We start from the raw sequence: 20,110 nt of genomic DNA, 5'->3' as shown, positions 1-20,110 counted from the left end.
AGCGCGGCCGGCGGAGACGTGCCTTCCGAGCTGCGGAGCGTCGCGTTTCTCCAGGCCGAGTACACCATGGTCGTCCTTCCCCAGCGGGTCACCGACCAGGCGGGCTACCTCAAGGCGCGACGGCCCGGCCGCGGTGTGGCTCTCGACCGCAAGAAGCGGCAGGCCGTGTGGAAGGTCGTGGCGGCGTACCGGTCGCGCGCAGCGGTCGAGGGGAGCGTCGACTACGACGAGCTCGCCTCGATCGCGGCCGCCTACCTCGAGTCACTGCCGGGCGGAACGGTCGACCACGTCCTCGTCGACGAGGGGCAGGACCTCACGCCCAGCAAGTGGCAGTTCCTCCGGGCCGTGGCGGCCGAGGGCGAGAACGACCTCTTCATCGCCGAGGACTCGCACCAGCGGATCTACGGCCAGCGGGTCGTCCTCGGTCAGTACGGGATCCGGATCGTCGGCCGCTCGCGCCGCCTCACGCTCAACTACCGGACCACCGAGCAGAACCTCCGCTACGCCATCAGGGTCCTCGAGGGCGCCGACTACGTCGACATGGAGAGCGCCGAGGAGAACTCATCGCTGTACCGGTCCGCGCGCCGGGGACCGGAGCCTGATCTCGTTGCCGCCGGCTCGCTGTCCGACGGGCTCGACCGCGTCGCCGCCACCGTCAGCGGGTGGATCGACGAGGACGTGGCTCCGGAGACGATCGGGATCCTCGTCCGGGACAGGCAGAGCGCCCAGGAGCTCGTGCACGGCCTCGACGAACGTGGCGTCGACGTCCGTCTCGTGGACGGGAACAAGGCGCCCCGCAAGGGAAACCCGCTCGCGATGACGATGCACCGCGCCAAGGGCATGGAGTTCGCGAGGCTGGTGCTCTTCGACATCAGCAAGGACCGCGTGCCGGCCCACTACGCCGTCGACAAGCTCAGCGACGGCGACCGTGACGACGCCCTCCTGAGGGAACGCTCGCTGCTGTACGTGGCGGCCACCCGGGCGCGGGACAAGCTCGTCGTCGTCTGGCGCGGGATGCCGAGCGAGCTGCTGCCCGCGCACGTCTGAAGGTTCGAATCTCCGCCCGGCGTCGTCCGGTAGCGACGTATCCTGCTGGTCGGACAACCGTCGGCGGAGGACCTTGTGCAGATGCAGTGGCAGTGGCAGCGGCAGAGCCCTGCCTACGCCAACTTCGGCAACGCGAACCAGTGGACCGTCAACGCGGGGATGGCGTCGCTCGCCCGCGAGGCGACCCAGAACTCGAACGACGCAAGCCTGCGGGACGGGCCAGCGGACCTCGTGTTCACGTTCATCCGTCTCACGGGGGAGCGTCGACGCGCCTTCGAGGAGGCGGTCGGCTGGCACACCCAGCTGGAGCCCCACGTGGACGCCATGCGAGGAGCCGCCGGAGGTGCCGTCTCGGCAGGTCAGCTCGGCGCCGGTCTCGACGCTCTGCGTCAGGCGTCGAGCCTTGTTCTCCTCCGGATCTCCGACTACGGGTGCCGCGGGCTGACCGGGGATGAGTTCGCCGACGGCGACGAGTCCACGTTCGGCAACTTCGTCAAGCTCTGCAGGCTCGACCTCTACAGCGGCAAGAGCGCCGCCTCGGGCGGCTCGTTCGGTCTCGGCAAGGCCGTGTACTGGCGGTTCTCCCGCATGCAGACCGTGCTCTTCAACTCCACGGTCCGGCCCGAGGACGCGGTCGACGGTCAGACGCACAACCGGCTGTTCGGCGTACAGCAGGGCGTGGCGCACCGGTACAACGGCGGCTCCTACGACGGCCGCGGACACTTCGGGCTCGCCACGAACCAGGACGATCCGGTCCGGTCCTCGTGGGGTGACACCGAGCTCGTCGACGCCCTGCATCTCCGCAGGGAGGACGCCCGCCCGGGCACATCGGCGCTCGTGGTCGGCTTCTACGACCCCGACGACCCGCAGTCCGGGCTCTCTGCGCACGAGAACCTCACGACCTCGTTCGTGCGCGACCTCAGGGCAAGCATCGAGGAGAACTTCTGGCCTGCCCTGACGCGCGGACGTATCCGCGTGCGCGTCGACGTCGAGGACGACGGCAAGCTCGTCCACTCCGAGCAGCTGACCGCTGAGGACACCTTCACCGAGCTGGTGCACGCCCTCCGGTCCTTCGACGTCGGTGAACTTTCGGAAAGCCTCGACGAACCCGGCTCGGTCGTTGTCCGTGACGTGCCCATCAGCATCCCGAAGCGGCGGCCCCCCCGAGGAGCACCAGTCCTTCGTCCACCAGGCGAAGCTCGTCGTCACGCTCTCCGACGACAACGCCGACTCGCTCGAGAACCGCGTCTGCCTGTTCCGTCAGCCCGAGATGATCGTGGAGACCGTCGACCACACCCTCGAGGGACGCAAGTACCACGCCTTCCTCCTCGCCGGCGCGTCGATCAACCCGGACGCACCCCACCCCGAAGGATCTCCACGCCGACGACTTCCTCCGGTTCTCCGAACCGCCCGCCCACGACCGTTGGATCCCGGGCTCCGGCCGCAAGCAGGCGAGCCAGGCGAACCTCACCGCACGGTACGTCGCCCCGTGGAAGAAGAACCTCCAGGAGATCGACCGCAACGTCAGGGCGGCGCTCAACGACCTGTTCGGGGCAACCATCACCCCGCCGGACACCCCGCCGCAGGCGGTCCTCAAGCACCTGCGCTTCCTCCGCTCCGAGCCCGGCTCAGGCGGTGGCCGGGGGAGCGTGGCCGCACGCAAGCCGACCGTGACGATGGACGGGGGACGCGTGGAGGACGGCCGGTGGGTCGTCGAGTTCACGGTCCGCGCCCAGAACCGGGAGTCGGGATGGGCATTCGAACCCCGCCTCACACTGGTCGGACTCGACGGGACGCACGTGGCGGTGGACTGGGAGGGGGAGCTGGAGCTGCTCGACGGTGACGGGGAGCTCCACGGCGACACCGTCGTGATCCGCACCAAGCCCAGGTCCCGGGTCCTCAAGGCCCGCCTCCGTGGGGTCAGCGAGTCCGCCCTTCCTGTCCCGGCCACCGAGGCGGCCGTCGACGTCGTGCTCCGCCACCTCGGAGCCGCGCTCGAGGAGGCCACCGCATGAGTCCACTCTTCGCCTGGCCCACGTACCGCGAGCCCTGGTCCCTCGACGTCGACGGACTGATGGTCGACGGCGTCTTCCGCGAGGACCTCGTCGCTGAGGACGCCCGGCGCATCCGGATCGACGAGGCCGGCGACTGGCAGCGGGCCGCGATCTCCCTCACGGCGACGCCGGAGGACAAGGCAGACGGCATCGAGGCGACGGGGGTACACATCCTCGTCGAGTCGCCTAGGAGCAACACCCGCATCCCGGTGCCGCTCCGGGCGGACGACGACGGCGCATGGGTGGGCGACGTCGAGCTTGCCCGAGAGATGCTCGGCGGCACGGTCACCATCGTCGCCGTGGTCACGGCGCAGATCGACGACCGCGTGCGGCTCGTCGGCCGGTCCGACGACTGGAAGCTCGTCGTCGAGCCGGGGGAGGCGCCCGTGCCGCCCGGGGCACCGCCGTTCGCGATGGTGTGGAAGAACTTCTCGGACACTGACGCACCTCCGATCGCCCGGCGTGACCCGGACGCCCACGCGGTGATGGACCTGTCCATCCAGCCGACCCTCTACCTGAACGACGGCATCGAGGGCTTCCGGGCCGTTCTCAACGCGGACACCGCGCGTGGCGAACGGCGGCGCGCCCGCGACCTTCTCGGCGCCGACGTCGCACGGACGGCCCTGACCACCCTCGTGCGCGCGGCTGTCGAAGAGGTGGAGCAGAACGCCACGGACGACGACGCCTCGCCGCCCGAGGACCACATGCTCCGCCAGACCCTGGAGGCCGTCGCGCGGGTGGGGCGCACGACGGCTGATCTCGAGGAGCTGTGCGGCCGGATCGCCGCGGCGCGGCAGGGGACGCTGTCCGAACGTCTCGCGCTGTGGACCGAGATCGACGCGGCGATCGCACGACTCTCGGGACTCCCGGACGCCGTGGCCAGCCTGGCGAAGGAGTCACGCAATGTCTGAGGTGCTGCACACCTTCTCCGCCGGCCTGGAGCCGCAGGACCGCGCCCACATGCTCGAGAACCAGGCGTGGCAGCCGTCCTACGCCGTCCCGGTCGTGCGCCACGACGGTTCCCACATCTCGCTCGAGGCGTTGGACGACCTCCTGCGGGAGTTTCGCGAGCGGGTGGAGAGGGGCGAGTGGTCGGACGACCGTGCTGCGAGTGATCGCTGGATGGCGCCACGCGTGCACTGGGCGCTGCGCCTGACCCGGGCCGAGGCCAGTGACCGACGGATGTGGCTGTGGCTCGCGTCCGGTATCGCGACTACGTGACCTGGCGCTGGGACGGCGAGAACGGGGTGGCCGAGCACCGCTGGACCGGCCCCGACAACAAGCACGCGCTCGCTCGTCTGTGGTGGGGCGGCGAGCTCTTTCGGGACCGCGCCAACTACGAGTCAGTGGTTCGTGCGTTCGTGCTCCAGGATCTTCCGAATTCCTATCTCCATCGTCGCCTCGTACGCTGCAGACCGCTTGCATTAGCCCTCGTCGACCTTGCTACGCAGAACACCGATAGCTTCGGGGCAGCGGCGAGCTGGGTCAACGACCTTGCGCGGGTCTTCAATCTCGCTACGGCTGCCTCGCCACCAGAGGCCGAACTCGGATACCCCACGGACGACATTGGCGGATATCTCGCCTGGGCGGCTACGGCGCCGACTGGCCCTTACCGGTGGGATGACCTACCGGTAGGACCGCCTTCGCCTACCGCATCTGCTCCCGAAGCGGCTGCCGCAATTGCTCGTCGGATTGCCTCGTATGCGCCTTTGGTCGCCGCGGCCCGAGGATCCCGCTCGGCACGCCAGAAGGGCCGGACCACCAAGCAGGCTCAAGAAGTCTCCGTCGGCGTCTGAAGGAGAACGCCTCTGTCTGGTCGACCACCAGCAGCGATACGCACCGCCGACCCGCGGCCACGGCAGACTGCGCCGGCGTCAGGCGTGCTGGTCCAGCCGCTGCAAGATATGTCGACCAATCTCCTTGCCGAGCGCGATGGGCACGGCGTTCCCGATCTGACGCGCGATCGCGGTTCTGGAGCCCACCCACCTGTAGTCGTCAGGGAAGCCCTGGAGGCGCGCAGCTTCGAGGTGGGTGAGCGCGCGTGGCGCCGTCGGGTGGAGGTAGCGGCCCTTCTCGGGCTTGAAGAACTCGGTCCTGATGGTGACGGACGGCTTCTCCCACACGAGACGGCCCATGACGTCCGCGGAGCCGCTCTTGTGCGACCGCCAGCACCGAGCAAGAAGGTGATCCGGCAGGTCGAAACGATTGCCGCCGTACGGGATGTGGGCGAAGCGCTCGAGCGAGAGCGGACGATACGTCCGTGCGATGTGAAGCTCGGACGTCAGGTACGTCCCGGGCAGCTCCCTCGAGGCGAAGGTCGTCCGACGCTCGGGAAGCGCAGAGTGCGGAGCAACGTCGGCGAGGTCGCCGATCCTGTCCCGTACGGTCTGCCACTCCGTTCGGAGCGTCGTCGGCTCAGGAAAGCCGGGCGATGGCAGATCACGGTGGTGGCCGATGAGCACCGCACGACGGCGTGCCTGCCCGGCACCGAAGTCCGCCGCGTTGAGCTCGCGCGCCTCGAACGTGTAGTCGCGGAGGCGACCATCGTCCGACACAGCTTCTCTGAACTGGGCGAGTTGCGGTGAGACCAAGAACCTCGCGACGTTCTCCACCACGAAGTACTTTGGTCGAACGCGTTCGATCGTCGCGGCGTACGACCGCCACAGCCCGTTACGCTCGTCCTCGGCATCCTGCTTGCCCAGGGTGGAGAAACCTTGGCAGGGGGGACCCCCGACGATGACGTCGGCTGCGACGCCATCCACCTGCTCGAGCCACGTCTCGATGGGGCCGACGAAGAGCCCGCTGTCCCCGTGGTTGGCCGCGTAGGAGGCCGCCGCGGACAGGTCGAGCTCCACCGCACCGATCGACCGGAAACGTGCCGACGCCTGGCGGAACCCCTCCGTGAGGCCTCCGGCCCCGGCGAAGAGGTCGAGGACCCGCACCTCGTCGGTCTTCGAGGAGGGAGCGTCCGTTACCTGCGGCATGCCGTGACGATATCCCGCGCCGCCGACAACCTGGGGAAGGCGCGCATGTGATGCAAGGGCGCGGTGGTGGATCGAGCAGGAGAGACGAAAGTTGCGGTTCTGAGACAACCGGAAACTCCGAAAATCGAGCAATGGTCGTTCGTATTTGGTATTGATGGCGGAGCCGGCCTCCAGCCGGGAATACCGTCATGGGAGACGCAATGGCCAGTTGGGCCCGGCCGGGCGAGGGCCTTGGATGGCTCGTCGAGGACATGGCAGAACGCTGCCTGAACGTCTACCGCGAGGCTCCGTTGCGTGTCGAGGAGGACGCTCAGCAGGAGATTGCGGCGGCCGAGGGCGGGTACGGGCGCAAGCAGATCAACGAGCTCGTCCAGAACGGTGCCGACATGATGCTCGGCACGGGGGGGACGGGTCATGGTCGTCCTCTCGGAGGACTGTCTCTACGTCGCCAACGAGGGCGAGCCGTTCCGCGAGAGCGGCGTCGAGACCTTGCTCTCGGCCCACATCTCCCGCAAGAGAGGCGAAGAGATCGGGAGGTTCGGACTCGGCTTCAAGTCGGTCACCGCAATCTCCGGCGCCCCGCAGATCTTCAGCCGAACGGTCTCGTTCGGATTCGAACGCGCCACCGCCGCCGGCAGGATCCGCGCCGTCGTCCCTGAAGCACCGAGGATTCCGCTCCTGCGGCTTGCCTCGGTCCTGGACCCGTGCGAGTGGGCGGAGTCGGACCCCGTGCTGGACGAGCTCATGGGGTGGGCAGCGACCGTGGTGCGACTTCCGCTCGACGGGTCGCGTGCGTCGGTGCGGGAGGACATGCGTTCGTTCCCGGCGTCGTTCCTCCTGTTCGCCTCCCACGTGCACGAGCTGACGCTCGAGGACCGCACCTCGAGCTGGCACCGGAAGGTCTCGACAACATCGATGGGTGACGAGGTGCTGCTCGAGCAGGACGGCAAGGTGAGCCGCTGGAAGGTCTTCTCCCAGCGGCACACTCCGAGCGACGCGGCGCTCGACGACGCAGGTGAGCGTGCCCGACGGGAGGAGGTCCATGTCACCTGGGCGGTTCCGACCGCCGGCGAGCAGCGGGGTGTCGGGGAGTTCGCGTCCTTCTTCCCGATCGGTGAGTACACGACGCTGGGCGGAATCGTGAACGCTCCGTGGAAGCTGAGCGACGACCGCCGCACGCTTCTCGAGGGGCGCTTCAACGAGGAGATGCTGACCGAGGTGCTCCCGGAGCTCGTTGCTTCTTCACTGCAGGCTCTGGTGGACCCGAGCCGCCCGGAGGACATCCTGGAGGTCCTTCCAGCACGCGGGAAGGAGCCGAGAGGGTGGGCGGACGACGTCCTCAACAGACCGGTGTACGAGCGGCTCACCAGGTCCGCGAGCCTGCCGGGAACGGACGGACGCCTGCACGTGCCGTCAACGATGAAAGTCCATCCGTCCGGTGTCCGGTCCGAATGGCTGGAACGGTGGCAGGAGGTCATGGGGTCTCGGCCGGACTGGGTGCACCACGGTGTCGGGAGAAACAACACCTACCGGTCCAAGGCGGAACGCCTGATGCAGGGGGGAGGAAGGACCGCTCCCCTCCGCGAATGGTTCGAGGCCCCAGCCCTCGAAGCAGGTTCCGAGGGCAGCGCGGTGGCGATGCTGATCGTGGCCGAGGCGCGGGAGTCCGCCGAGCCGCTGATCGCCGAGGCAGCTCGTCACGCTGCGGTGGCTCGTCGGGAGGACGGGACGCTCGTCGAGCTGACCGCCGGCCGGGTCTTCCTCCGCTCGGACCCGCACGACAGCCGGACAGTCTTCCTCGATGACGCCGTGCGTCGCTACCCCGGCGTCGAGGAGACACTTGCGCGGCTGGGAATCGGTCACCTCGATGCCAGCGGCATCATGCGCAAAGTTCTCCTCGAACAGGTGTCGAGAGGGTCGATCAACTGGCCCAGCATCTGGATCCTGGCAAAACCGCTGCCTCCGGAAGAAGTCGTGCAGATCATCAGGGACTGCGTTCCAGCTCCCCTCGAACGTAACGTCAAGGTGCGCACCGGGGTCGGCGATTGGAAGGCCCTGGAAGAGGTCTTCCTGCCAGGACCGATCGTGCCCGCATCGGGCCGCGATGCGGCTCATGTGGTCAGTGGTGCGCACCTTCAGGATCGTGACGTCCTGGAGCAGCTCGGCGCGCAGGACCAGCCGCGCTCCCTCCCACACAAACCGGAGGAACCCTGGTTCAAGCGGTATCAGGAGACGATCAAGGCGGACTTTGTCGCGAACCAGCTCGGAGCACGTCCTCAGCCGGACAAGCTCGTCGTCAACCGGGGTGACCCCATGTGGCCCATGGAGATGCTCCCGCGGCTCTCCACGCTAGGCCGCGTAGCGATCACCGAGGCTGTGCTCAACTTCGGGAGGACTCAGCCCTGGACCGTGCAGCACCGCTCGAATGTCAGCTACGGCCGGAACGCATACAACCCGCCGGAGTACTGGTGGGTGAGTCAGCACGGCATGCTCCTGACACCGCTCGGGCCATGGCCGGTGGCCTCCTGCCTCTCGCCCGATGCCGATCCGGTTCCGCCGGGCTTCCCGGTCCCGGACGTGACGACGGCGCAGGCGCGCCGGCTCGGAATGGTCGAGTCGCTGGACGACCTCTCCTACGACGCTGGGTCACAATTCTCGAAGCCGTCGAGAAGACCGACGACATCGCGCGAATAGCCTCGGCCTACAGCTGGGCCTGCCGCTACATCACCGCCCCGGAGCAGCTCAGGGTCGCAGTAGGGCAGGAGCTTCGACACGTGCCGACCAAGAACGTCTGCGTGGTGTCGAGCCACGAGGCGTCCCGCTCCATGCGAGAACTCGGCCAGCCTGTGCTGGTCGTGACGGACCGGGAGGCGTTCACCGATCTGGTCGAGGAGTGGGGAATCACCGACGGTGATGATGCTGTCCGCTACACCATGGAGGCGGCGCCCGTGGGAGAGCCGGTTCGCATCCTCGACAAATATCCGCCGCTTCGAAACTTCCTCAGCAAGGACCAGGCGCGCCTCGAGCTCCAACTGTGCTCGTCGATAGCGCTGATCGTCTCGACACCCAACGGCCAGGTGACCCAGGCCAGATCTCAAGCCGTTCGGGACGGGCAGGTCCTGGTCACCGAGCCCGAGGCGCGGGGCATGCTCCGGCAGGTCGCAGCCGCCCTCAACCTGGCAGAGCTCGACGAGGACGGCATTCGCGAGATTCTCCAGCGGATGCGGGAACAGGCGAGCAACGCCTTCCGGTTGCGCCTTCGCGAAGCCCCCGACGACCTCCAGCGGCTCGTGCTCGCCGTCGGCGAGACGGCGTTGCGGAGCGAGATTCCCGGAATGGCGATCCGCACCCTCGAGGAGCAGAACGATCGCCCACTGACCCCGACCGAGATCGCGGAGCTGGCCGTTGCCGTGCACGGTTACGGAATCCTCCAGCGGTGCGCCACACAGCTGGCGCAGAAGGGCATCCTCGCCCCAACCCAGTGGGCGGGAAGAACCCCGGCCAAGACCTTCGTGACCGACCTCGGATTTGCACCGGAGTGGGCGGGCTATCCGTCCGACAGTGCGCGGGACGCGACGCTGCGCATAGACGGCGCCGCGCATCCGGGTCCGCTGCACCCGTACCAGGTCGTCGTCACGGAGCGCATCAAGGCCATGATCCGTGGCGAGGGTCCCGCGCGTGGGTTCGTGGCCCTCCCCACCGGCGCGGGGAAGACCAGGGTGGCCGTCCAGGCCGTGATCGAGGCGGTCCTGGACGAGAGTATCGAGGGGCCGGTGGTATGGATCGCCCAGTCGGACGAGCTGTGCGAGCAGGCCGTCCAGACCTGGGCGTACCTCTGGCGCGCACTCGGTCCTGATCGCCCGCTCGTCGTGAGCCGGTTCTGGGCGGGGAACGGAGCGGTTGAGGAGGGGGCTGACTTCCAGGTCGTCGTAGCCACGCCCGAGAAGCTGACGTCCGCCAAGGACAGGCACGAGTACGCGTGGCTTCAAGGTTCCGAGCTCGTGATCGTCGACGAGGCGCACACCTCCGTAGCACCTGAGTACACAGGCGTCCTCGAGTGGTTGGGCCGACGCTCCCGGACACGAGCGGACCGGCGGCTGCTGATCGGCCTCTCGGCCACGCCGTTCCGGAACACCAACGAGGAAGAGACCCACCGCCTCGCGCGCCGCTACGACCTCAACCGGCTCGACGAGGAGGCCTTCGGTCCTGACCCGCACAGGGAGCTGCAGGACATGGGTGTGCTGGCGCGCGTCAAGCACCGGCTCATCACCGGTGCCGACATCTCGATGTCCGAGGCAGAGCTGGCCAGCCTGGACAGGTTCAAGGTGCTTCCGGCGCAGGTGGAGCAGAGGCTCGGCGACGACTTGGTGCGGAACCAGCGGATCGTCGATCACGTCGTCGGGCTGCCCGACGACTGGACGGCCCTCCTCTTCGCAACGTCGGTGGAGAACGCCAAGGCGCTCGCGGCCCTGCTGACCTTCCGAGGTGTGCCGGCGCGGTCGGTCAGCGCAGGAACGCCTCCGAGCCAGCGACGCGCTTACGTCGAGCGGTTCCGCGGCGGTGAGATCAGGGTCCTGACCAACTACAACGTTCTGGCCCAAGGGTTCGACGCACCGGCGGTGCGCGCCGTCTATGTCACCCGTCCCACCTACAGTCGGAACCTGTACCAGCAGATGATCGGGCGCGGACTGCGCGGCCCGCTGAACGGTGGCTCGGAGGAGGTCATGGTGGTCAACGTGGCCGACAACGTCCGCCAGTACGGGGCGAAACTAGCCTTCTACGACTTCGACCACCTCTGGACGGACGAGCGTGTCGAGGTGCGTCCGTGACGCCGGACAGCGAACAGGCCGCGGTCATCGAGGCGGCGCCCGAGGAGCGACTCGTCATCGTCGCAGGACCCGGAGCGGGCAAGACCGCCGTCATTGTCGAACGGGTCCGCGCGCTGATCGAGGACGGCGGCCTCGACCGCCCGGGCGACATCCTGGTGGTGAGCTTCTCGCGGGCCGCAGTCGGCGTGGTGGCCGACCGTCTGGCCGGGCGAGGACGCGGACAGCGTCGAGGTGGTGTCCGCGACCAGCGCGTCGAGCTGGGCGAGCGTGGGCTGGGGCGGCTCGACGACGCATTCGTCCCGCTGCTCCGGCCCGCCCGAGCGCCGAGGTGAGCCGTCCGGGCCGAGGGCTGCGCCGTCGTCCGAGCGCAGCACGCCGAGGACCTGCCGCAGCTCGGTGAGGGCGAGGTGGGCGTTGTCCCGGATGACTCCTGCCACTCCCGCCGTTTCCTCCCGGCTCAGATCGGTGCGGTAGGCAAGGGCGCCGGCGTGCATCGCGACGAGGGAGATGCGGTGGGCGAGCACGTCGTGCATCTCGCGGGCGATCCGGGTGCGCTCGGCCTCCCGGGCCGCCTCCGCCCGGAGCACCTGCTCACGCTCCGCGGTCACGGCGCGCTCGCGCAGGTTCGCGACCAGCTCGCGCCGCGCGCCGACGTAGAAGCCCGTGGCCACGCAGACCCCGTACACGGCGAGCACCAGGCCGCCCGCGACCCAGGAGTACGTGGCCGGGTAGTCCGCTCCGGTGGACTCGAAGGTCCGGCGGTAGAGCGCCTCGTAGAAGAGCGTCGCCGCCAGCCAGAAGGCCCCCACCACGACCACGCCGCGCACGCGCCGCCGGGTGGCCATGGAGACCGCGGCCAGCACGCTCGGGCCGAACGCCGCCGCGGAGGCCGAGGACAGCGCGACCGTTCCCGAGGCGACGAGCACGGGGTGACGCCGGCGCAGCGGGAGCAGGCCGAGCGCGGCGAGGCCGAGGAAGAGGTCGAGGGCGATGACGCCGTTGACGAGGTCCGGGACGGCCGCGGCCGGCTCGTCGGGCAGGAGGTCGTCGACGACCGTGATCCACGCGACGAGGGCGAGGCTGCCCGTCACCAGGTAGCGCCAGACGCGCGACCACGGCCGCAGGGGCGGGGGTGGCGGCAGCGGCCCGCCCGTCGGTGTGGTCACGGTCCCCCAGCCTACGGACGACGACGCAGCCCACCCTCCGCCGTCGGGCTCGGGCCCCTCCGACCAAAGGTGGACCGGGGCGAGACCGAGTGCCGATCCTCCGCCGCGGCGGCGCGGGGAGGGTCGGAGCATGATCACCGCAGAGAGACTGACGAAACGCTACGGCGGCCGTACGGTCGTCGACGGCGTCTCCCTCACCGCCCGCCCCGGGCGGGTGACCGGATTCCTCGGCCCCAACGGGGCCGGCAAGTCGACGACCATGCGCATGCTGTGCGGGCTGACCGTCCCGACCTCCGGCACCGCCACCGTGCTGGGGCTCCCGTACCGCGAGCTGCCGAACCCCGGCCGGCGCGTGGGCGTGCTGCTCGACGCCTCGGCGCAGCACGCCGGGCGCAGCGGCCGCGAGACCCTGCTGCTCTCGGCACGGCTGATGGACGTCGGCCGCCGCCGGGTGGACGAGGTGCTGCGCCTCGTCGGCCTGACGCCCCGCGAGGCGGCGGCCCGGACCCGCACGTACTCCCTCGGCATGCGTCAGCGGCTCGGGCTGGCGCACGCGCTGCTCGGGGACCCGGAGGTGCTCGTCCTCGACGAGCCCGTGAACGGGCTGGACCCCGCCGGCATCCGGTGGATGCGGGACCTGCTGCGCTCCTTCGCCGACGGCGGCGGCACCGTGCTGCTGTCCTCCCACCTGCTCCGGGAGGTCGAGGCCGTGGCCGACGACCTCGTCATCATCGGCGGCGGGCGCATCCTCGCCCAGGGCAGCACCTCAGATCTCCTCGCCACCCCGGGGACCGAGGTGCGCAGCACCGACGACGACGCCCTCGCCCGCGCACTCACGGCCGCCGGCCACCACGTGGCACCGGCGCCGGGGGGCCTGTCCACGTCCGCGACCACCGAGGAGGTGGGCCGGGCGGCGCTGGCTGCCGGCGTCGCCCTCACCGACCTGCGGCCGGCGGCCGCCACCGGACTGGAAGAGCTGTTCTTCGGCATGACCGCCCAGCACGGGCGAGAGGAGATCCCCGCATGAGCACCACCGCACCGAGCCCGCGTCCGTCCACCGCCGCACCTCGTCCTCCGGCCCCGGCCGACGCCGCCCGCCCGGTCCCGTTCCTGCGGCTGGCCCGGGTGGAGCTTCGCAAGCAGGTGGACACCCGGGCGGGGGCCTGGCTGCTCACGGTCATCGTCGTCATCAACGCCGGGTTCATCGCCCTGATGCTCCTCACCGCGGAGCCGGAGGTGCTGACCTGGCGGGAGCTCACGCTGGCCTCGACCTGGGGCCAGATGATCCTCCTGCCGCTCCTCGGCATCCTCGCGGCCACGGGCGAGTGGTCGCAACGGACCGCGCTGACGACGTTCGCGCTCGAGCCCCGGCGCGCCCGCGTCAACGCGGCGAAGCTGGTCTCCGCCGTCGGGCTCGGGCTCGCGGTGATGGCCTTCGCGCTGGCGTCCGGCGCGGTCCTCAACGTCGTCGGCATCTTCTGGCGCGACGGCGACGGGTCCTGGGCGATGGAGTGGTCGCTCCTGGGCGGGCTCGTCCTGTCGCTCGTCCTGCTCGTCACCCAGGGTGTGGCGTTCGGGCTGGCCCTGCTCAGCACGCCGGTGGCGATCGTCGCCTACCTGGGCCTGCCCACCGTCTGGTCGATTCTGGGGATGACGGTGGCCGCGCTGCGCGAGCCCGCACGGTGGCTCGACATCAACTCCGCGATGCTGCCCCTGATGGGCGGCCAGATGGACGCGACCCGGTGGGCGCAGCTCGCGACCTCGACCGCCGTCTGGGTGCTGCTGCCCCTCACGCTGGGTCTGTGGCGCACCGCGCGGAGGGACGTCGCGTGAGGGAGGGCTGCCGCGGCCGCAGCCCCCCTGCGGCGCTCAGCCGTTGCGCCTCTGCAGCAGCAGCTCGGCGGTGCGCGAGTCGGTGACCAGGACATTGACCCAGCCCCCGAGGATCGCGCCGCGGACGGCGTCGACCTTGCCCTCCCCGCCGGCGACCCCCACCCGGCGCGGGACGGCGCGGAGCAGATCGGGGGTGATGCCGGCGACGCGATCGTCGAACCCGGAGGCGACGAGCTGGCCCTCGCCGTCGAAGTAGCGCAGGCACACGTCCCCGACGGCACCGAGCTCGCTCAGCCTCCTCCGGTCTGCTTCGGCGAGGGTGTTGCCGCTCTCGCGCAGCAGCGGGGAAGGCTCCAGCGCACCGATGCCGACGAGGGCCACGGTGAGGTTGCGCCAGTGGTCCATCACGTCGGAGAGCGTCGGGTCCGCCAGGAGGCTCTCGCGGGCCTCGGCGGTGCCGAGAACCGCGGGGGTGAGCATGAAGACCGCCTCCGCGCCCACGAGCATGGCGAGCCGCTCGAGCAGGCGGGTGGCCTGGACCTGGACGGTCTGGGTGCCGAGGCCGCCGACGAGCTGGACGACGGCGTCGGCGGCGCGGGTCTTGCTGGGACGCATGACCTCGATCGCGGACAGCAGCGACGCGCTCCAGGAGGAGATCCCGACGCGGTCGTGCCCGGTCAGCGTGGTCTCGAGGTAAGTGGCGGCCGCGGCTCCGATGGCACCGGCGGAGTCGCCCAGGAGGCCCTCGACGTCGGCGACGACCGCCTCCGAGAGGCCGTAGGTCTCCTCGAGCGCCTCCTCGAGGTCGGTGTGGACGCCCGCCGGAAGGCTGACGACCGTGCGGACGACGCCGAGCTCGACGGCCTGCTTGAGAAGCCGAGAGACCCGGGGCTGGGAGATGTGCAGCTCGGCGGCGATCTCCGACTGGCGCATCCCTCGCTCGTGGTAGAGCCGCGCCACGCGGGCCATCAGCCGCAGGTGTTCGTTGCGAACGAGATTCGCAGGCTGCCGGCTGCGCCTGACGGTCGTCGTTTCCGAGGTCACCCTTCACCCATCTCTTCCGAGGCTGCACGGCCGCGCGCGGCGTGGGCGCGGCCGTGCCGGCCATCTTCCATCATCGGTCCCGGCGGGCGACGGTCTCTCTCGCCGCCTGGGCGATGCCAGCGGCGCTGATGCCGAAGTGGTCCATCAACCAGCCGGCCGAGCCCGTGGGGGCGAAGGTGTCGGGCACCCCGACGCGGCGGACCGGCACGGGATGGTGCTCGACGACGACCTCGGCGACCGCGCCGCCCAGACCGCCGTTCACCGTCGCCTCCTCCGCCGTGACGATGGCACCGGTCTCCCGCGCCGCGGCGACGATCGCGTCGACGTCGAGCGGCTTGATCGACGGGACCGACAGCACCCGGGCACCGATCCCCTCCTCGGCCAGCAGATCCGCCGCCCGCAGCGCACGGCTCACGACGGTGCCGTTGGCCATGAGAGTGACGTCCGCACCCTCCCGGAGCAGGACCGCCTTGCCGGGCTCGAACCGGTAGCCGGACGGGTTGACGTCGGGCACGCCCATCCGGCTCACCCGGACGAACACCGGCCCCTGGTGGCGCGCCGCCCAGGCGATCGCCTGGGCCGTCTCCACCGAGTCGGCGGGGACGACGACGGCGAGGTCCGGGATCGCCCGGAGCCACGCGAGGTCCTCGATGGAGTGGTGGGTGGGCCCGAGCTGGCCGTAGGCCATGCCCGGGCTCATCCCGCAGAGCTTGATGTTGTTCTGCGCGTAGGCGGCGTCGACCTTGACCTGCTCCATGGCGCGCGCCGTCAGGAAGCACGCGGCTCCGGAGACGAACGGGATCTTGCCGCCGTTGGCGAGGCCCGCGGCGATCCCGACCATGTCCTGCTCGGCGATGCCGACGTTGACCATCCGGTCGGGGAACCGCTCGGCGAAGGGGGCGAGCTTGCTCGACCCCACGGAGTCGTTGACGACGACGACGATCCGCTCGTCGTACTCCGCCGCCTCCAGCAGGGCCTCGACGTAGGCGTCGCGGCAGTCGTGCAGCGTCTCCTGGGCGACGGCGCTCATGCTTCCTCCAGCTCGGTCGTGGCCACGGCGACCTGCTCGTCGCTCGGGACCTTGTGGTGCCAGGCCGCCTGGTCGCTCATGAACGAGATCGGGTGGCCCTTGTGGGTGTGGGCGATGACGAAGGTCGGCCGGCCGGACGGGGCGGGGACCGTGGCGAAGGCGTCGAGCAGCTGGGCGTGGTCGTGCCCGTCGACCTCCACGACCTCCCAGCCGAACGCCCGGGCCTTGTCCGCCAGAGGCTCCAGCTCGTTGGTGTCGGCGACCTTGGCGCCCTGCTGCAGCCCGTTGCGGTCGACGACGGCGACGAGGTTGCCGAGCCTGCGGTTGCCGGCCGTCATCATCGCCTCCCAGTTCGAGCCCTCCTGGAGCTCGCCGTCACCGAGCACCACGTACGTCTTGCGGTCCGAGCCGTCCATCTGGGCGGCGATCGCCGTGCCCACCGCGATCGGCAGCCCGTGCCCGAGCGGGCCCGTGTTCGCCTCGACGGCCGCAACCTTCTTGCGGTCGGGGTGGCCGTTGAGCTTCGACAGCGGGTGCAGGAAGGTGCCCAGCTCCTCCGGGTCGAGCAGACCCGCCGCGGCCAGCGTCGTGTAGAGCGCGGCCGCCACGTGGCCCTTGGACAGGATCAGCCGGTCCCGCTCGGGGTCGTCGACCCGTGCCGGGTCGATGTTGAGCACGTGCAGGTACAGGGTCGCGAGGACGTCGGTGATGGACATCTCCCCGCCGATGTGGCCCTGTCCGGCCTCGTGCACCATCCGCAGGTCCCGCAGCCGGATCTGCCGTGCCCCCTCCGCGAGGTGCGCCACGACCGCCTCCCTGCCCGCGTCCGCAGAGATACGGCCGATCCACGGCGTGCGTTCCCGAGGCGGCACCAGCGCCGTCATCACTTCACCTCCGACGGCACCATCGACTGCAGGAGCGCGTCCTGGACGAGGCGCTGGGCGGCCATGGCGTCGTGACGCTCCTGCGCCGCGGCGAGGCCGTCCATGTCGAGGTTCTCGAGCGCACGGTAGAGCGCCTTCAGGAACCGGATCGCGGTACGGGCGGCATCGACGCTGTCCTCACGGAAGGGGAACTGGTCGAGCTGCCAGACCCCCTCCCAGCTGTTGACCTTGAGCGTGTAGAAGAACTCGAAGATCTCGGTCATGTGGACGGTGCCGACGACCAGGTCGTCGTCCCAGCCGCGCAGGTTGTCGTTGACGTCCATCGCCCAGAGCTTGCCGTGGTCGATGAGCAGCTGGGCGGCTGCCGCCGGTGACTCCCCGCCGAAGAGCGAGTGGCCGAAGTCCATGAGCACGCCGATGTTGTCCCGGCCGGTCTCCTGGATGCCGAGCAGCGTGGTGGCGGCCGAGTCCCAGAGCATCTTCACGCGCGGCTCGCGCGGCTTGTACTCGATGACGAACTTCAGGTCCGGGTGGGCCCCGGCGAGCTCGCGCAGCCCGTCGACGGAGCGCTTCCACTGCTGGCGGTGGTCGACCTGGAACGGGTAGTCGAACCCGTCCTGCCCCGGCCACAGCTTGACGTAGTTGGCGCCCAGGGCACGGACCATCTCGGCCGCGCCGTGCATGATGTCCATCGCCCGCGCCCGGGATCCGGCGTCGGGGTTGGTGAAGGCTCCCTTGACGTGGTCGCGGAGGTAGATCTCGGGGGTGATGCCGACGGCGGCCAGACCTTGCGCGGCGAGCGCGTCCTTGACCTCGTCGACGCCCACGCCCGGCGTGAAGGGGTAGGGCAGGTCCACGTAGGACAGGTCGCCGACCTGGCCGGCCAGCTCGATCATGTCGAGCGTGGACCTCGGCTCTCCGTAGCCGTCGGTGGCGTACCGGTCGACGTAGGTGGCGAAGTGCCACAGGCCGGCACCGAACTTGGGGTAAGTGGTCATCTCAAACTCTCTCTTGGTGGTGGTGCGCGCCGCGGGGCCCCGGGGGGGAGGAGGCGGCGGTGCCGCCTCCTCCGGGGAGGGTCAGCCCTCCATGGCGAAGAGCGTGTACTGGTCGGCGTTGTCGGCGTTGATGAGGATGCAGTCCACGGACTGCTTCTCCGGCTGGCCGGTCTCGCCTTCCCGGATGAAGGCGTCGGCCTGCTCCACCGCCATCTCGGAGATCTGGACGGCGGGCTGCAGCCCGGTGGCGAGCAGGGTGCCGGCCTTGATGGCCTCCACGGCGTCGGGGCTGCCGTCGAAGCCGGCGACCGTGACCTTGCCGGTCAGCCCGGCCGCGTCGACGGCGGCCACGGCGCCGAGGGCCATCGTGTCGTTGCCCGCGATGACGCCGGTGACGTCGGGGTGCTGCTGCAGCAGGGTCTCCATCTTGGTGAAGGCCTCCTGCTGGTCCCAGTTGGCGGTCTCCTGGGCCACCATCTCCAGCCCCTCGAACTGGTCGAGGACGGAGTGGAAGGCCTCCGACCTGACCTGGGCGTTCGTGTCGGTCTCGCGGCCCGTGAGCTCGATGTAGGTGCCCTGGCCCTCGAGCGCGGTGGCGAACGCCTCCGCCACCAGGCCGGCGCCCTGGGAGTTGTTGGCGACGATCTGGGACGTGGCGATGCCGGTCTCGTTGATCTCGCGGTCGATGAGGAACACCGGGATGCCGGCGTCCACGGCCTTCTGCACCGGGCCGATCGTGGAGTCCGCGCCGGCGTTGTCGAGGATGATGGCGGCCGCCTCGCGCGAGATCGCCGAGTCGATCAGCTCGCTCTGCTTGTTGGGGTCGTCGTCGTGGGAGTCGCTCGTCGTCTCGTAGCCGAGCTCCTCGGCCTTGGCGACGGCGGCGTCGGCCTCCGCCTTGAAGAACGGGTTCGAGTGGGACGGCGTGATGACGGCGATGAGACCGCCGGCCTCGCCGCCGCCGCCGGCGGCCGCGGTCGTCTCCGGGGCGGTTCCGCCGTCGGACCCTCCGCCGCAGGCGGCGAGGAACAGGCTGGCCGAGGCCGCGAGCGCGGCGGCCGCAGTACGGGTGAATCGACGGGACATGGGGATGACCTCCGTTGGTCGATGGGTGGGGACGTTGCTTTCAGACACTTGCGGGTTGGGGGCGGGCCGCCGCCTCGCGCTTGACGCTCTGCGCGGCCATGGCGGCCGCGCGCGCCTTCTTCAGCCTCTCCTGGCCCTGGTCGAGCATGACCGCGAGCACGATGACGAGGCCCTTGATGAGGATCTGCCAGAAGGACGAGACTCCGACGAGGACGAGGCCGTCGGAGAGGAAGCCGATGACGAAGGCGCCGATGAGGGCCCCCTTGACCGTGCCGCGGCCGCCGGCGAGCGAGGCACCGCCGATGACGACGGCGGCGATGGCGTTGAGCTCGAACGCGTTGCCGGCCTGCGGCGCGGCGGAGGTGAGCTCGGAGGCGATGATCAGGCCCGCCATCGCGGCGCAGACGCCGGAGATGATGTACACGCGCGACGTCACCTTGCGCACGGGCACGCCGGCCAGGGCGGCGGCGCGGGCGTTCCCGCCGGTGGCGTAGAGCCAGCGGCCGAACGGGGTCTTGGTCACGACGAACCAGATGACGGCCGCGAAGGCGATCATGATCCAGATCGCAGTGGGGATCCCGAGCGGCCGTCCGGTCCCGAGGAAGGCGAAGCCGGTGTTGCCCAGCTCGGGGTTGCCGCGGAGGTTCGGGAAGGTCGAGCCGTCGGAGATCAGGAGCGCCGCACCGCGCGCCATGTACAGCGTGCCCAGGGTGGCGATGAACGGCGCCACCCCGAATCTTGTGATGAGCAGCCCGTTCAGCCAGCCGACGCCGCCGCCGACGATGAGCGCCGTCACGATGACGACCCAGACGGCCGGGTAGGCCGTGACGTCGAACAGCGAGAGCTCCATGCCCCGGAGCATCACCCCCGCCACGATCCCCGAGAGCCCGACGATGGAACCCACCGAGAGGTCGATGCCGCCCGTGAGGATGACGAGCAGCATGCCCAGGGCGAGGATCGCGTTGTAGGCCACGTGCCGGGTCATCGTGATGAGGTTGCTGGGGTTGAGGAAGGCGTCGGTCAGCAGCGAGAAGACGATGACGAGGACGATCAGGGCGATGAACGCGCGCTGGTCGAGGAGGAACTCCCCCACGCTCCGTCCGCCGAGGATGTCGATGCCCCGCGCGGGGGTGCCGGTGCGCTTTCCGGCCATGG

18 protein-coding genes and 1 pseudogene are annotated in these 20,110 nt (G+C 70.1%); 11 read left to right on the top strand and 8 right to left on the bottom strand.

The window, feature by feature from the left end:
• Positions 1–18: 18 nt before the first annotated feature.
• The 6 genes from DA06_RS00270 to DA06_RS00245 all read left to right on the top strand — a co-directional run bounded on the left by DA06_RS00270 (position 19) and on the right by DA06_RS00245 (position 4,897).
• Positions 19–1,047 carry a 3'-5' exonuclease gene (locus DA06_RS00270; RefSeq protein ID WP_418606670.1) on the top strand — a complete coding sequence of 343 codons (1,029 nt, stop codon included), beginning with the start codon at positions 19–21 and terminating at the stop codon, positions 1,045–1,047.
• A gap of 81 nt (positions 1,048–1,128) precedes the next feature.
• Entirely contained in the window at positions 1,129–2,721 is a 1,593-nt protein-coding gene (locus DA06_RS00265) for a hypothetical protein (protein WP_418606669.1), read from the top strand.
• A 2-nt stretch (positions 2,722–2,723) separates the two neighbouring features.
• Complete coding sequence (locus DA06_RS00260; RefSeq protein WP_418606668.1) at positions 2,724–3,062, top strand: hypothetical protein; 339 nt, start codon at positions 2,724–2,726, stop codon at positions 3,060–3,062.
• Positions 3,059–4,012, top strand: coding sequence for a hypothetical protein (locus tag DA06_RS00255; RefSeq protein WP_043496454.1), 954 nt, complete (start codon positions 3,059–3,061; stop codon positions 4,010–4,012). Before DA06_RS00260 ends, DA06_RS00255 begins: the two co-directional genes overlap by 4 nt.
• Entirely contained in the window at positions 4,005–4,322 is a 318-nt protein-coding gene (locus DA06_RS00250) for a hypothetical protein (protein WP_052436169.1), read from the top strand. Before DA06_RS00255 ends, DA06_RS00250 begins: the two co-directional genes overlap by 8 nt.
• Entirely contained in the window at positions 4,286–4,897 is a 612-nt protein-coding gene (locus DA06_RS00245) for a DUF6339 family protein (protein WP_418606666.1), read from the top strand. Before DA06_RS00250 ends, DA06_RS00245 begins: the two co-directional genes overlap by 37 nt.
• Positions 4,898–4,975: 78 nt before the next feature.
• Here the strand turns inward: DA06_RS00245 and DA06_RS00240 are convergent, their stop codons facing one another.
• Positions 4,976–6,085, bottom strand: coding sequence for a DNA cytosine methyltransferase (locus tag DA06_RS00240; RefSeq protein WP_052436168.1), 1,110 nt, complete (start codon positions 6,083–6,085; stop codon positions 4,976–4,978).
• Positions 6,086–6,499: 414 nt separating this feature from the next.
• On the opposite strand from DA06_RS00240, the gene DA06_RS00235 reads away from it, so the two are divergent.
• From DA06_RS00235 to DA06_RS00225, 3 genes are all read left to right on the top strand, one after another.
• Positions 6,500–8,779: a hypothetical protein gene (locus tag DA06_RS00235; RefSeq protein ID WP_043496452.1), complete on the top strand. Its 2,280-nt coding sequence runs from the start codon at positions 6,500–6,502 to the stop codon at positions 8,777–8,779.
• Positions 8,780–8,859: 80 nt separating this feature from the next.
• Positions 8,860–10,914 carry a DEAD/DEAH box helicase gene (locus DA06_RS00230; RefSeq protein ID WP_043496451.1) on the top strand — a complete coding sequence of 685 codons (2,055 nt, stop codon included), beginning with the start codon at positions 8,860–8,862 and terminating at the stop codon, positions 10,912–10,914.
• Positions 10,911–11,246, top strand: coding sequence for a UvrD-helicase domain-containing protein (locus DA06_RS00225; protein ID WP_418608290.1), 336 nt, complete (start codon positions 10,911–10,913; stop codon positions 11,244–11,246). The genes DA06_RS00230 and DA06_RS00225 overlap by 4 nt, the downstream gene beginning before the upstream one ends.
• A gap of 39 nt (positions 11,247–11,285) precedes the next feature.
• On the opposite strand, the pseudogene DA06_RS00220 reads toward DA06_RS00225, so the two are convergent.
• Positions 11,286–11,759, bottom strand: a pseudogene (locus tag DA06_RS00220) (histidine kinase); the annotation flags it as partial.
• Between the two features lie 451 nt (positions 11,760–12,210).
• Here DA06_RS00220 and DA06_RS00215 point away from each other — a divergent pair.
• Both DA06_RS00215 and DA06_RS00210 read left to right on the top strand, forming a co-directional pair.
• Positions 12,211–13,107, top strand: coding sequence for an ABC transporter ATP-binding protein (locus DA06_RS00215; protein ID WP_043496433.1), 897 nt, complete (start codon positions 12,211–12,213; stop codon positions 13,105–13,107).
• On the top strand, positions 13,104–13,913 hold the full coding sequence (locus DA06_RS00210) for an ABC transporter permease (RefSeq protein WP_043496431.1): 810 nt from the start codon (positions 13,104–13,106) through the stop codon (positions 13,911–13,913). The genes DA06_RS00215 and DA06_RS00210 overlap by 4 nt, the downstream gene beginning before the upstream one ends.
• Before the next feature lie 36 nt (positions 13,914–13,949).
• On the opposite strand, the gene DA06_RS00205 is transcribed toward DA06_RS00210, so the two are convergent.
• The 6 genes from DA06_RS00205 to DA06_RS00180 form a co-directional block, all read right to left on the bottom strand.
• Complete coding sequence (locus DA06_RS00205; RefSeq protein WP_052436165.1) at positions 13,950–14,882, bottom strand: sugar-binding domain-containing protein; 933 nt, start codon at positions 14,880–14,882, stop codon at positions 13,950–13,952.
• A gap of 145 nt (positions 14,883–15,027) precedes the next feature.
• Positions 15,028–15,987: a transketolase family protein gene (locus DA06_RS00200; RefSeq protein ID WP_043496429.1), complete on the bottom strand. Its 960-nt coding sequence runs from the start codon at positions 15,985–15,987 to the stop codon at positions 15,028–15,030.
• Entirely contained in the window at positions 15,984–16,793 is an 810-nt protein-coding gene (locus tag DA06_RS00195) for a transketolase (protein WP_418606665.1), read from the bottom strand. Before DA06_RS00195 ends, DA06_RS00200 begins: the two co-directional genes overlap by 4 nt.
• A 77-nt stretch (positions 16,794–16,870) precedes the next feature.
• Complete coding sequence (locus tag DA06_RS00190) at positions 16,871–17,869, bottom strand: sugar phosphate isomerase/epimerase family protein (protein WP_043496425.1); 999 nt, start codon at positions 17,867–17,869, stop codon at positions 16,871–16,873.
• 81 nt (positions 17,870–17,950) lie between these two features.
• Positions 17,951–18,955 (bottom strand): D-ribose ABC transporter substrate-binding protein, encoded by a 1,005-nt coding sequence (locus DA06_RS00185; protein WP_043496423.1) that lies wholly within the window; start codon positions 18,953–18,955, stop codon positions 17,951–17,953.
• 40 nt (positions 18,956–18,995) lie between these two features.
• On the bottom strand, positions 18,996–20,108 hold the full coding sequence (locus DA06_RS00180) for an ABC transporter permease subunit (protein WP_043496421.1): 1,113 nt from the start codon (positions 20,106–20,108) through the stop codon (positions 18,996–18,998).
• Between the last annotated feature and the right edge of the window lie 2 nt (positions 20,109–20,110).

The organism is Georgenia sp. SUBG003, from assembly GCF_000715355.2.
Classification (GTDB): domain Bacteria; phylum Actinomycetota; class Actinomycetes; order Actinomycetales; family Actinomycetaceae; genus Georgenia.
Note: the sequence above shows the minus strand (reverse complement) of the source record. Positions and strands in the feature narration are given on the sequence as shown.